10 protein-coding genes and 3 tRNA genes are annotated in these 12,416 nt (G+C 64.8%); 5 read left to right on the top strand and 8 right to left on the bottom strand.

What is annotated here, in order from left to right:
• The 8 genes from DSAT_RS04905 to dksA all read right to left on the bottom strand — a co-directional run bounded on the left by DSAT_RS04905 (window position 1) and on the right by dksA (window position 9,120).
• A complete protein-coding gene (locus DSAT_RS04905) occupies window positions 1-1,197 on the bottom strand; it encodes an argininosuccinate synthase (protein ID WP_020886484.1) in 1,197 nt (398 codons plus the stop codon).
• A gap of 22 nt (window positions 1,198-1,219) precedes the next feature.
• Entirely contained in the window at window positions 1,220-2,119 is a 900-nt protein-coding gene (gene argF, locus DSAT_RS04900; protein WP_020886483.1) for an ornithine carbamoyltransferase, read from the bottom strand.
• A gap of 100 nt (window positions 2,120-2,219) precedes the next feature.
• Complete coding sequence (locus DSAT_RS04895) at window positions 2,220-3,389, bottom strand: BaiN/RdsA family NAD(P)/FAD-dependent oxidoreductase (protein ID WP_020886482.1); 1,170 nt, start codon at window positions 3,387-3,389, stop codon at window positions 2,220-2,222.
• Entirely contained in the window at window positions 3,386-3,832 is a 447-nt protein-coding gene (gene ybeY / locus DSAT_RS04890) for an rRNA maturation RNase YbeY (protein WP_020886481.1), read from the bottom strand. Before ybeY ends, DSAT_RS04895 begins: the two co-directional genes overlap by 4 nt.
• On the bottom strand, window positions 3,829-6,159 hold the full coding sequence (locus DSAT_RS04885) for an HD family phosphohydrolase (RefSeq protein WP_020886480.1): 2,331 nt from the start codon (window positions 6,157-6,159) through the stop codon (window positions 3,829-3,831). Before DSAT_RS04885 ends, ybeY begins: the two co-directional genes overlap by 4 nt.
• On the bottom strand, window positions 6,122-7,114 hold the full coding sequence (locus tag DSAT_RS04880; RefSeq protein WP_020886479.1) for a PhoH family protein: 993 nt from the start codon (window positions 7,112-7,114) through the stop codon (window positions 6,122-6,124). Before DSAT_RS04880 ends, DSAT_RS04885 begins: the two co-directional genes overlap by 38 nt.
• 83 nt (window positions 7,115-7,197) lie before the next feature.
• Window positions 7,198-8,733 (bottom strand): NFACT RNA binding domain-containing protein, encoded by a 1,536-nt coding sequence (locus tag DSAT_RS04875; protein WP_020886478.1) that lies wholly within the window; start codon window positions 8,731-8,733, stop codon window positions 7,198-7,200.
• Window positions 8,734-8,757: 24 nt separating this feature from the next.
• Window positions 8,758-9,120: an RNA polymerase-binding protein DksA gene (gene dksA / locus DSAT_RS04870; protein WP_020886477.1), complete on the bottom strand. Its 363-nt coding sequence runs from the start codon at window positions 9,118-9,120 to the stop codon at window positions 8,758-8,760.
• 210 nt (window positions 9,121-9,330) lie between these two features.
• Here dksA and DSAT_RS04865 point away from each other — a divergent pair.
• The 5 genes from DSAT_RS04865 (at window position 9,331) to DSAT_RS04845 (ending at window position 12,277) form a co-directional block, all read left to right on the top strand.
• Window positions 9,331-9,405, top strand: a tRNA-Gly gene (locus DSAT_RS04865).
• 7 nt (window positions 9,406-9,412) lie between these two features.
• Window positions 9,413-9,487: transfer RNA gene (locus DSAT_RS04860), tRNA-Cys, on the top strand.
• Window positions 9,488-9,581: 94 nt separating this feature from the next.
• Window positions 9,582-9,656: transfer RNA gene (locus tag DSAT_RS04855), tRNA-Gly, on the top strand.
• A gap of 151 nt (window positions 9,657-9,807) precedes the next feature.
• The gene (locus DSAT_RS04850; protein ID WP_020886476.1) at window positions 9,808-10,563 is read left to right on the top strand and encodes a class I SAM-dependent methyltransferase; all 756 of its coding nucleotides are present in this window, start codon (window positions 9,808-9,810) and stop codon (window positions 10,561-10,563) included.
• Window positions 10,556-12,277 (top strand): YcaO-like family protein, encoded by a 1,722-nt coding sequence (locus tag DSAT_RS04845; RefSeq protein WP_020886475.1) that lies wholly within the window; start codon window positions 10,556-10,558, stop codon window positions 12,275-12,277. Before DSAT_RS04850 ends, DSAT_RS04845 begins: the two co-directional genes overlap by 8 nt.
• Window positions 12,278-12,416: the final 139 nt, after the last annotated feature.

Here is a 12,416-nt window from a genome sequence, read left to right as displayed (position 1 = left end):
CTAGCCGATCCTCTTGGAGCCGCGGATGCGCAGGCTTTGCAAACGGATGAATCCGGCCGCGTCGCGCTGATCGTAGACGCTGTCCTCCTCGAAGGTGGCCAAGTCGGCGTTGTAGAGCGAATTGGGCGACTTGCGGCCGAGAGGATAGACCCCGCCCTTGTAGAGCTTGAGGCGTACCGTGCCGCTCACGCGCTCCTGGGCCTTGTCCATGAGGGCCTGCAGCACCTCGCGCTCGGGCGAGAACCAAAAGCCGTAGTAGACCATTTCGGCATAACGAGGGATGAGCGAATCGCGCAGGTGCATGACCTCGCGGTCCATGCACAACGACTCCAGATCGCGGTGCGCGGCGTGCAGGATGGTGCCGCCGGGCGTCTCGTAGACGCCGCGCGACTTCATGCCCACGAAGCGGTTCTCCACCATGTCCATGCGGCCGATGCCGTGCTTGCCGCCGATGCGGTTGAGCTCGGCCAGCAGCGCGGCCGGGCTCATCTCCTTGCCGTTCAGCGCCACGGGATCGCCCTTTTCATAGTCGATCATGACGATCTGCGGCTCGGCCGGGGCCTCCTCGGGCGGCACGGTCATGGAATAGGTGTAGGGGCCGCCCTCTTCCCAGGGGTCCTCCAGTTCGCCGCCCTCGAAGGACAGGTGCAGAAGGTTGCCGTCGCAGGAGTAGGGCTTGGCCTTGGTCACGGTCACGGGAATGTTGTTCTCCCTGGCGTAGTTCACGAGGTCGGTACGCGACTTCATGTCCCATTCACGCCAGGGGGCGATGCAGCGAAGCCCCGGAGCAAGGGCCGCGGCCGTGAGTTCGAAGCGCACCTGGTCATTGCCCTTGCCCGTGGCGCCGTGGGCGATGGCTTGGCAGCCCTCGGCCAGGGCGATCTCCACCAGACGCTTGGCGATCAACGGCCGGGCGATGGAGGTGCCGAGCAGATAGCGGCCCTCGTAGACGGCCCCCGCGCGCAGCATGGGAAAGATGAAGTCGCGAGCGAACTCCTCGCGCTGGTCCTCGACGTAGGCCTTGGCCGCGCCGGTCTCCAAGGCGCGCTTCTCCACGCCCGAGAGGTCCTCGTCCTGGCCCAGGTCGGCGGTGAAGGTCACCACCTCGCAGCCGTAGGTGTTTTTGATCCACTTGAGAATGACCGAGGTGTCCAGGCCGCCGGAATAGGCCAGTACGACCTTCTGAATGGTGCTCATCTGCGTTCTCCGTGTGCTCGTCTCAGGAATATATCCATTCGAGAATGGCTTTTTGCATGTGCAGACGGTTTTCGGCTTGGTCCCAGACGATGCTCGCCGGGCCCTCCAGGACCGCCTCGGTCAATTCCTCGCCGCGATGCGCGGGCAGGCAGTGCATGACCTTGCAGGTCGGCTTGGCCAGGGCCAGCAACTCCTCGCTGACCTGGAAGGCGCCGAATTTCCTCAGGCGATCGTCGAACTCGTGCTCCTGGCCCATGGAGGCCCAGACGTCGGTGTTCACGTAGTCCGCGTCCTTCACGGCAAGCGCGGGGTCGTCGCACAGGGTGAGGCGCGCGCCAAGGCCCTTTGCTCGCTTCACGACCGCCTCGTCCGGCTCGAAGCCCCTGGGGCAGGCGAGCCGGAGTTCGAAGCCGAAGAGCGCGGCCGCGTTGATGAACGAATGGGCCATATTGTTTCCGTCGCCCACCCAGGCCACTTTCAGAGAGGCCAGATCAGGCGTGCGCTCGTACATGGTCAGGCAATCGCTCATCACCTGGCAGGGGTGAAACTGGTCCGAGAGAGCATTGACCACCGGCACCGAGGCGTAACGCACCAGTTCCTCCAGCTTCTCCTGGCCGAAGGTGCGCACGATGAGGCCGTCCGCGTAGCGCGAGATGACGCGCGCCGTGTCCTTCAGGGGCTCGGAGCGGCCAAGCTGCGACTCGCGGTCGGTCATGAAGATGGTGGAGCCGCCCAGGTGGCGCACGGCGACCTCGAAGGACAACCTGGTGCGGGTGGAAGCCTTCTCGAAGACCAGCACCATGGTCTTGCCCCGAAGCAAGTCCAGGCGCTGCCCGGCGCGCTTCATCTCGTCGGCGCGGCGGACCATGGCAAAGGCCTCGTCGCGGGTCAGATCGAGGATGGTCAGGAAATGTTTCGTCATATACCCCTCGCGGCGAAAAAGAGTTGCATAGCGCCAAAGTACCGGATTTGTAAAGTGTCGACCAAGGAAGCTTTCCCCCGTCACGGCCCTGCCCGGCCGTTCAGAGCGCCGTGCCGGCCGCCATGCCCGAGACGAAAGCCCAGTGGATGTTGTAGCCGCCCAGATCGCCGGTCACGTCCAGGGTCTCCCCCACCACGTAAAGCCCTGGCGCAGGGCGGGCTGCGAAGGTCTTCTGGCAGATTGCGGCCGTGTCCACGCCGCCTGTGGTGACCTCTGCCCGCGCCTGTTTCGGATCGCCCGAGGGCCGCAGGGCGAAATCCTTGACCCGCGTGGCCAAAGCGTCGCGCTCCGCGCGCGTCAGATCGGCCAGCCGCCTGCCGCCGACGTCCGCGCACAGGGCCTCGGCCAGCCTGGCGGGCAACCGCTTGGCCAGGGCGTTTCTGGCCAATGTCTTACCCGAGGACAGGGCCAGCACGTCAAAAATGTCCTCGCCCGGCAGAAAGTCCAGCCGCAGTGGCGCGGATGCGAACGCAGGCCTGAGCGTGGCCCGAAGCGCGGCCGGACCGGAAAGTCCTTGGTGGGTGAAGAGAAGGTCGTCCACAAAGCGCTCCGGGCCGCATGAGACGCCGACCGGAAGCGAGATGCCAGAAAGGTCCGCTGGAGACAGCCCGGCCGCGCCTGTCCAAGGGATGGGCGCCAGGGCTGGGCGCGGCGGCTGGATGGCGAGTCCGAAGCGTCTGGCGAGACGAAAGCCGAGATCGCTCGCTCCGGCGCCCCGCCACGACGGCCCGCCAAGGGCCAATACCGCGCGCGAAGCCGCGAACACGCCGGATTCCGTGCGTAGCGTGAAAATCTCGCCGCCCTCTAGGCTCCTGACCGGCTCGCCAAAGGCAAAAGTCACTCCGGCCTCGCGGCAGGCGTCGAGCAGTCCGTCGGCCAGGCGGTCGGCCGAAACGTCGAGGAAGAGCTTGCCCTGGTCGCGCTCCTCGAAACCGCAATCGAACCGGGCCACGAACTCCACGGCGTCCCACGGCCCGAAACGGGCCAGGGCCGAGACGGCGAAGCGCGGGTTGGCCCCGAAATAATGCGAGGCGTCCATGTGCAGATTGGTGAAGTTGCAACGGCCGCCGCCCGCGATGCGAAGCTTTTTGCCGGGCCGGGCCAGATGATCGGCGAGCAGCACGCGACGGCCCCTTTGCGCCGCCGTGAGCGCGCAGACCAGCCCGGCCGCGCCAGCGCCCAGAACGATGGCCTCGAACGGATGGCTCATGGGATTTGCGCGAACGCCCGCCCGAAAGCCCCGGCAGCCGCTTCCACGGCCGTTTCGGTCAGGGCGTCCATGGTTTCGCCGTGTTCCAGCCCCGCAAGATGCAAAAGCCCGTGAGCCAAAAGGCGCGCGGTGTGCTCCGTCGGCTCCTGGCCGTAGAGGTGCGCCTCGCGCGCCAGGGTCTCGACCGAGAGCACGAGATCGCCGAGGAAAGCGCCCTTTCGCGGCTCCTCGCCGGAGGGAAAGGAGAGCACGTTGGTGGGTCCAGGAAAGCCCCGCGCCTTCCTGTTCAGCGCGGCCATCCCGGCGTCGTCCACGAGGCGCAGATCGAAGCGGCAGCCACGAAGGCCCAGGGCCTCCAAGAGCAGGGAGCACAGCCGCGCCAACTCGACGCGGCCGAGCGGAAATCCGGGCAAAAACGGCAGGCCTGGATCGCGAACGATCACTTCACGACCTTGAGACCAGGTTCCTGGCGCGCCTGTTCCCCGGACCTCACTGCGTGTTCGGGCTTCTCCCTTTGCCGCTGCTCGCCACCCTTGGCCTCGGCCTTGTCCTTGTCGGGGTAGTCGATGCGCTGGTGGAAGATGCCGGTCAACACGCGCTGGAACGCCTCGGAGATGAGGTGCAGATCCTTCAGCGTCAGTTCGGATTCGTCGAGCTGTCCCTCGGTGAAGATGGAGCGCACGATGGAGTCGATGTGGTTCTTGACGCGCGAGGGAGTGGGCTCGTTCAGGGTGCGGCTCGACGCCTCGATGGCGTCGGCCAGCATGACCAGACCGGCCTCCTTGGTCTGCGGCTTGGGCCCGGGATAACGGTACTCCTCCTCGCGGGGCATGTCCTCGCCGCGCGCCTCGGCCTGCTCCTGCGCCTTCTTGTGGAAATAGGCGATGAGGGAGGTGCCGTGGTGCTGCTGGATGATGTCCGTTATCTCCTGGCCGAGCTTGTGCTCGCGCGCCAGTTCCATTCCCTTTTTGACGTGAGCCGTGAGCACCAGGGCGGACATGGATGGGGCCAGCTTGTCGTGCTTGTTGGCCTGTCCGAACTGGTTCTCGATGAAATACTGCGGGTTCTTGATCTTGCCCACGTCGTGGTAGAGCGCCGAGACCCTGGCCAGGATGGCGTTGCAGCCGATGGCCCGCGCCCCGGCCTCGACCATGTTCGAGACGACCAGGGAATGGTGGTAGGTACCGGGCGCGCTGACCATGAGTTCCTGGAGGAGCGGTTGCTCCAGGCTCATGAGTTCGAGCAGCTTGAAGCGGGAGGTGTATCCGAAGACCATCTCCACGATGGCAGAGAGAGAGAGCACGGTGATGAGAGCCAAAAGAACGTTGGCCGTGGCCGCGACCACGCCTTCGGCCACGAAGGAGTAGCCCCTGAAGTCCATCAGGCTCACGCCCGCCCAAGTCAGAATGGTGGCCCCGAAGAGCGGGAAGATACAGCGCAGCAGCTCGGAGCGGGTCTGAGCGCGCTTGATGAAGATGACCGCGAATAGAGCAGTGGCGAAATAGAAGGCAAAGAGCGAGAGATCGCCACCGCCGAGCAGGCCGCAGATGAAGGCGAGCAGGAGCACGGCGAAGAAGCACATGCCGAAGGGGAAGAACAGGGCCAGCACGCCGGTCGCGCCGGAAACGGGCAGCAGGATGGGGAAAAGGTCACCGGGCACGTCCATGAAGACGATGCCTGCGGACAGCGGTCCCTGAAGAGCAAAAAGAAGTTTGGCGCCGCCGCCGAAAAGCAGCAGGATCACGGCCAGAAGCGCTCCGTCGCGATCCGAGGGAACGCGCCCCCGATCATGCACCTGTACGAGATACATGCCCAGCACGAGCATGAGCCCGATGAGGAACAAGCCACCTGCCTTGGCCGAGTCGAAATATTCCGAGTGCTGGCTCATGAGCGCCTGCAGCTTGATTTGCTGTTCCCGGGTGACGCGCTCGCCCTGGCGGACGATGATCTCGCCCTTCTTCACCTGGGTGTAGACCGGCTCGACCATGGCCATGACCCCGCGTTTGCGCAGGGTGGTCTCCTCGGTGTTGTAGGCCAGAGTCGGCGTCAGCAGGGGATCGATGAGGGCCAGCACGGCCTGGCGCACGCGAAGCGGCTTTTGCAACTCGCGGTTCAAAAAGACGTTCAGGTTCTCGCGCAGCCCGGCGAGTTCGTCGATCTCACTGACGCTGGTCAGCAGACGCTCCTCGTCGGTGGAGGCGTCGCGCACGATGATCCCACCCGCATAGGTCGAGAGCGCCTGCCTGTCGCGGGCCACGCCGCCCGACAGTCGTTCCGTTAGCCAAGGTAGGACCGACTCCACGACCAGTCCCTGGAAGTCGGACATACGCCACATGCGTAGCGTGCTCAACGGAATCTCGGCGTTCAGTTCCTCGGATATCTGCCAGCGGACCCGCTCCAGGTCGTCGGCGTCGGCCTCGCCGAGTTCGTTGAATATTTCGATGACCTGCTGTTCGATACGCGAGGCTACGGTCACGTCGAGGTCGAAAACCGGAGGCTGGAGATCACCGATCTGGCGGCGCTTGCGCTCGGTGGATTCGGTGTCCTCGATGAGCAGGTCGCGGGTGGCCGTGACGTCGCCGCTGGCCACGTCTCCGGCCACAAAAATGGCCAGCTTGCGTTCCACGTTCAGCCCGGCCAGCAGGCCGAGCACGACCAGCGAAAGGACGAGCGCCGCGAGGCCGACCCTGGGGAGCGGAGCGGCGGCCGTGGCAGCCTTGCGGGAATGCCCGTTAGCGCCGGGTTTCTTTTGTTTGCGAGTGCCGGTCATAGGCTTTCACGATTCTCCCCACCAAAGGATGGCGGATGACGTCGTTCTCCTCGAAGGTGACGAAGCGGATGCCCTCCACCCCGTCGAGCACGCGCCGGGCATGGATGAGACCCGAGGCCGAGGCGCCGGGAAGGTCGATCTGGGTCACGTCGCCGGTGATCACGGCCTTGGAGTTGAATCCCAGACGCGTCAGAAACATCTTCATCTGCTCGGGCGTGGTGTTCTGGGCCTCGTCCAGAATGATGAACGAGTCGTTGAGTGTGCGGCCGCGCATGAAGGCCAGCGGGGCGATCTCAATGCTGCCCTTGGCGAGCATCTCCTGCACGCGCTCGAAATCGAGCATGTCGTTCAAGGCGTCGTACAACGGCCGCAGATAGGGGTTGACCTTCTCCACCATGTCGCCAGGCAGAAAACCGAGCTTCTCGCCAGCCTCCACGGCGGGACGGGTCAGCACCAGCCGCTTGATGCGCCGCTCGGACAATGCGGCCACGGCCATGGCCACGGCCAGGTACGTCTTGCCCGTGCCCGCCGGGCCGATGCCGAAGACCATGTCGGCCTCGGCGATGGCGTCGAGGTATTCCTTTTGCCCTGGGCTCTTGGCGGCCACGGTCTTCTTCTTGGAGACGCGCCACACACCAGGCTTCTCGCCGGGGGACTCCCGCGTTCCGGCGGGAGTGGATTCCTCGTCCGCCTCGCGCCCGTATTCATCGTCCACATCGCGTTCCGTAACGGAGCGGCCCGACTTGACCCGCTCGTAGAGGTCGGCCAGGACGCGCGTGACCCGCTCCAGGGTTTCCTTGTCCCTGGCGCGCAAGGTCAGGGTCGATCCACGCGAGTGGATGGCCGCGCCGGAAAGGCTGCTCAGACGCTTCAGGTGCATTTCGTGCGGGCCGAAGAGTTCGCCCGCCAGCCGTGTGTCGCCGAACTCCAGGCGACGGCTGGTCATTTCGGCCATTTCGCCGACCTCGGAGAAGGAATCATGCGGCCCAGATAATCCTTTTTATCCCAGGCGTCCATGCCCCCCTAAATGCGGCGGAATCATTGGACTGCAAGCCGATCCTCCAGTTCCTTGTCGAGCCGGACGCGCAGAACCCGGTCGGGCTTGTCCAGACGCACGAGGCCCTTGGCCGCACCCTTGATCGTGCGCACGGCGCGCGCCTCGGCCAGCAGAACGTCTGCCCAGGCCGCGTCCCGCAAGGGGCTGGAAAGCGCCGCCAGCGAGGCGGCTTCGAGCAGGCTTCGCTCGGGCACTTCCTGGCCGGGATGGTCGCGCACGATCACCACGTGCGCCCCGGCCGCGTCCTTGACGTGCAGCCATAGGTCGTGGGGCCGAGCGGCGCGCGTGACCAGACCGTGGTTCGCGGCCGCGCTCTTGCCGCGCACCGCCAAAAAGCCGTCCGTGGTCACAAAGACCTTGATCGCAAGCCCCTGAAAACGCTTGGGGAGGGTTTGTGCGGGTTTCTCCAGGGACGATCCGGGACCGGCCGGGCCCACGTCGGACGCGTCGTTCCCGTCCGCCTCGCGGGCAGTCGGCACGATGTCGGTGAAGGCGGTCTCGTATTCGCGCAATACCTCCTGCCGCCTGCGAGCGACATGGGCAAGCCCTCTGCGGCCCTTGGCGGCACGGGAAAAAAGCGCCTGCATGGTGCCCGCCGCGCCCAGGCGCGGATCGATCTCGACTTCCACAAGGCCGCCGTCGGGGTGGGCGAGTGTAAGCCGCTCGGGCTGCGCTCCGTCCACGCGGGAGCGAAGCGCGGAAAGATTGGCCTGTAAGGCCTCGGCGGCGCGTTGCGAGACCAAAAGCCCGACCAGCCGCTCCTCGTCGCGGGCAAGCAGCTTCAGCAAGCGGTCGCGGCGCTTCCCAGCAGCCTTTTCCCGCTGCGACGCCTCGGAGGCGTCTGTGCTCAACATCTCGTAGAACCTGGGCTCCGCAACGCTTCGTGCCGCCAAGAGCGCGTCCTCGCGCCGCACGGCCGCGGGCGAGCAAAGCGGCCAGCAGACCGGGGCGTGGCCCTCGGGCATTGTCCAGAATTCGCCGCACTCGCCCGCCGCAAGCCTTTCCAGTTCGAGCACGGCCTCAACGCGAGGCAGCCCCCCCAGATGGCGGCGAAGCCCCGGCGAGACATGCGGAAACTCGCGCCAGATATCTTCGTCGCCCAAAACGGCGTCGAGAGACGGCCAGGGGGGCGGGCGGCCAAAGTCCTCGGGCAGGACGTCCACATGGCGCGCGCCTTGTCTCAGATCGAGCACCAGTGCGCCGCGTCCCGCAAGCACGAGAGCAAACGAGAGCGAGGGCCAGTCCGCCCTGCATTCGACCACGCGCGAACCCGTGACGCGCTTGCGCAGCCACATGGCAAACGCTCCGGGATCATGGGGCATGGGAGGTTTGGCCGGGGTCAGGCAGAAAAGGCCCCGCGCCTTGTGGGGATGGAAAAGCAGAAAAAACGCTTCGCCCTCCTTCTTGAGGGCGAAAACGAAACAGCCCTTGGCGGGCTCGAAGACCTTGCCGCAGCGAGCCCCGGTCAGCCGAGGCGCGAGGCAGGCCGCAAACGCCCTAAAGAAGACCGCGTCCACGGCCGCCCCCAGGGAGCGCGGCGGCTACTCGCCGCGCTGATCCTCTTCCTGCTCGCGCTTGCTCTTGCACTTGATGCACAGCGTGGTCACAGGACGGGCCTTGAGCCTGGGCACCCCGATCTCCTCCTCGCAGTCCTCGCAAATGCCATAGGTGCCGTCGTCGATGCGCTGCAGCGCTTCCTGGATCTTGCGGATCAGCTTGCGCTCGCGATCGCGGAGCCTCAAGGTAAAGGAACGGTCGGACTCGGCCGTGGCCCTGTCCGCCGGGTCGGCGTAGTTCTCGGGGCTGTCGGTCATATCCTCCAGCGTCTCTTCGCCCGCCTTGAGGATGTCGTCCAGCATGTCCTTGAGCAGAACCCGGAAATAATCGATGTCTTCCTGCCGCATCATGTTCTCCCGAAGGCCAGACAGGCCCCCTCGTGAAGTTCGCCCTGCCCTTAATGGAATTATCCCGAAAAATAAAGCCCCGAGTACCCGAAAGCATGGCTCCCCAAAAATTATAACGCCGATTCACGGCGTTGCGGTCTTTTTTTCGATCCGCAACAAAGACCTGTTGACACCCGATACCGTCGCGGATAAATAGGTGCTCCCTTTTGGGCGGGAATAACTCAGTGGTAGAGTGCAACCTTGCCAAGGTTGAAGTCGCGGGTTCAAATCCCGTTTCCCGCTCCAAAGAAAGGGCGGCATAGCCAAGTGGTAAGGCAGAGGTCTGCAAAACCTCCATTCTCCGGTTCAAATCCGGATGCCGCCTCCAAGATCGTTCTTTATAATATGATATAGATGTGGACGGCGGAAGCGTCGGGCTTCAAAGCCCAGACGACCCTCAGACCAGCCGTCTGCCTCGTTGAGCGGGAATAACTCAGTGGTAGAGTGCAACCTTGCCAAGGTTGAAGTCGCGGGTTCAAATCCCGTTTCCCGCTCCAAACGCTTTCCATGGCCGGTCCACGCGACCGGCCTTTTTCTTTCCCCTTGCAAAATCATACGAATAGAGTATGGAATCGTGCCCTGGCGCGTTGACCGAGCGGTGCAAATCGGCTACTCCCAGGCATCCCCCCACCCTACAAAGGACAGATTGTGAGCACGACTCCACCGCCCGACGCGAGCCTCGACGATCTTCTTGCGGCCGCACGCACTCGCTATCGTGTGCGTTTCGATTCCGTGACCGTGGGCGGCACGACCCTCGAAGTTCCGCAGATCGAGGACATGGAAGCGTTCGTGGACGGTCTGCTGCGCGATTTGCCCGAAGGCATGCCGCCGGAACTGCCCTTCTGGGCCAAAATATGGCGCACCTCGCTGCTCGCGAGCCTCGTGATCCAACGCCTGGAGCCGGATGGACGCAGCCTGCTGGAGATCGGCGGCGGCGTGGGCGTGTGCGGCCTGTTTGCGGCGGCAAAAGGTTTTACGGCCACCATCAGCGACATCAACCCCGATGCGGTGCTCTTCATCCGCATCGCCGCGCTCAAGAACGGACTCGGCGACAGAGTGCGCGCGCGCCGCGTCGATTTCACCAAGGATCGCATGGGCGAGCGCTTCGACGTCATCGTGGGCAGTGAGATCCTCTACCTGGAAAAGCAGGCCCGGCCGCTGGCCAAGTTCCTCGACGCGCACATCTCCCTGCGGCCCGGCGCGGAGATCGTCCTAGCGCGCAACTATTGCCGTCAGGCCAAAAAGTTTCTCTCCCTCGCCCAGGATGCCTACGACATCAAGGCATGCACCATCGGCTTCAAAAGCTCCGCCCACGACTCGGCGGACAAAACCGACGACAGCGGCCCCACACCGGAAAAACACCTCTCCACCATTTACAGGATGACCCGGAAGACCCATGCGTAAGCTTGCAAGTTGCCTCAAGACCTACACCAAGGACCAGGACAAGGCGATCAGCCCCGTCGAAACCGTGGCCAAGGTGCGTGCGCTCCTGGCCGAGAAGGCCGAAGGGGTTCTGGCCGGAACCAAACGCATCGACACCGGACGCCTCGGCATTCCGGTCTACATAAGCCTCTACGGCCCCAAGGCCCGGGTGCTCACGCCCTCGCACAAGCAGATGGGCAAGGGCGCCTCGCCGGAGCAGGCCGAGGCCTCGGCCCTGATGGAGCTTGTGGAGCGCTACAGCTTTTTCGCCTTCTTCGACAATGAGAAGAACTTTCAAGAGATGACCTGGAGCGAGGCCGAGGCCGTCTTCGGCGAGGCCCTGATGCCGATCTCCGAAATCCTTTTGTCCGTGGGCGAGACCATGGACGAGGACAAAGCGCGGATGCTGCTCGACCTTCTGCCCTGGCGCTTTTGTCCGGCCATGCATGTGCCAAGCGGCGAGATGCGTTACGTGCCCGCCAACTGGTTCAAGCTGCTGAACGAATTCAACGGATCGAGCGCGGGCAACACCCTGGAGGAATCGCTTCTGCAGGGCGGCTGCGAGCTCGTGGAGCGTCACGTCAGCGCCGTCATCGACGACGCGCAGCCCGCGGATCTGCCCACCATCAGGCCCGCCACGAACGACCCGGCGCTCGCCGGGCTGTTGGGCTGTTTTACGAGTAATGGCGTGCAGGTCTGGATGAAAGACTTCTCGCTCGGCTTCCCCGTGCCCACGGTGGGAGCCGTGGCTTACGATCCGAGCACCTTTCCGGCCCTCTCGGAAATCGTTCTCACGGCGGGCACGGCCAGTTCGCCGATCAAGGCCGCCGTGCGCGCCCTGACCGAAGTGGCCCAACTCGCGGGCGATTTCGAGAGCGCCGCGCGCTACGAACCGTCGGGCCTCTACAAGCCGCGCGACATGGACGACGCCGCCTGGCTCACCAAGGGCGGCGAAGTCGATCTCGCAGCCCTGCCGAGCGTGGAGCACGACGACATCCGGGAGGAACTGCGCGCCCTGGCCGATGGCCTCATGACCATGGGCTACCCCCTGTACAGCATCGACACGAGCCACCCCGACCTCGGCGTGCCCACCAACTACAACTTCGCTCCGGGACTGCGCTTCCGCGAACGCAGCCGCGAGGCCTGCCTGGGCCTCTACGTGGGCCGCAGACTCTGCGAGGAACGCGATCAAGAGACTGCCGTGCGCGGCCTGAAGGTCATCGAAAGCGTCTACCCCGACGCCCACTTCCTGCCCTTCTTCGAGGGGCTGGCCGCGCTCAACGCGGGTGATCCGGGCCTGGCTTTCATCAAGTTCGACGCCGCACTGCCCCGGCAGAAAGGCGACGAGGACACCTCGCTGTGCGCTTTTTACGCGGGCTACAGCCTCTCCCAACTCGGCGACTGCGCCGGCGCCCTGCCCTACCTCGACAAGGCCATCGCCCTTGAGGCTGGCGCCAAGGAGTTCTTCAACCTACGCGGCGTGTGCCGTTTCAAGCAGATGGAATACACTGCGGCGGCCGAGGATTTCGGCGCGGCCCTCGACCTCGACGCCGGTTCGGCCGTGGACCTGGCCAATCTGGGCCTGTGCCACAAATTCTCCGGCCGCCACGAAGAGGCGCGTGAATACCTGGGCAAGGCCCTGGAAATGGACCCCTCACTCGAATTCGCCCGCGAGCACTTGCGCCAGATTTCCTAGGCAAGGAAATCGGACGCCTTGGCCCCCGGACGCACGGCGTCGTTTTCCCCGCGCGTCCGGGAGGCATGGCGAAAGGCCAGGAGACCAGCCGTTCCCGGCCAAGCTGTGAACCGGACACGCGCGCAATACATCAACAAAT

This window comes from Alkalidesulfovibrio alkalitolerans DSM 16529, from assembly GCF_000422245.1.
GTDB classification, from domain to species: domain Bacteria; phylum Desulfobacterota; class Desulfovibrionia; order Desulfovibrionales; family Desulfovibrionaceae; genus Alkalidesulfovibrio; species Alkalidesulfovibrio alkalitolerans.
Note: the sequence above shows the minus strand (reverse complement) of the source record. Positions and strands in the feature narration are given on the sequence as shown.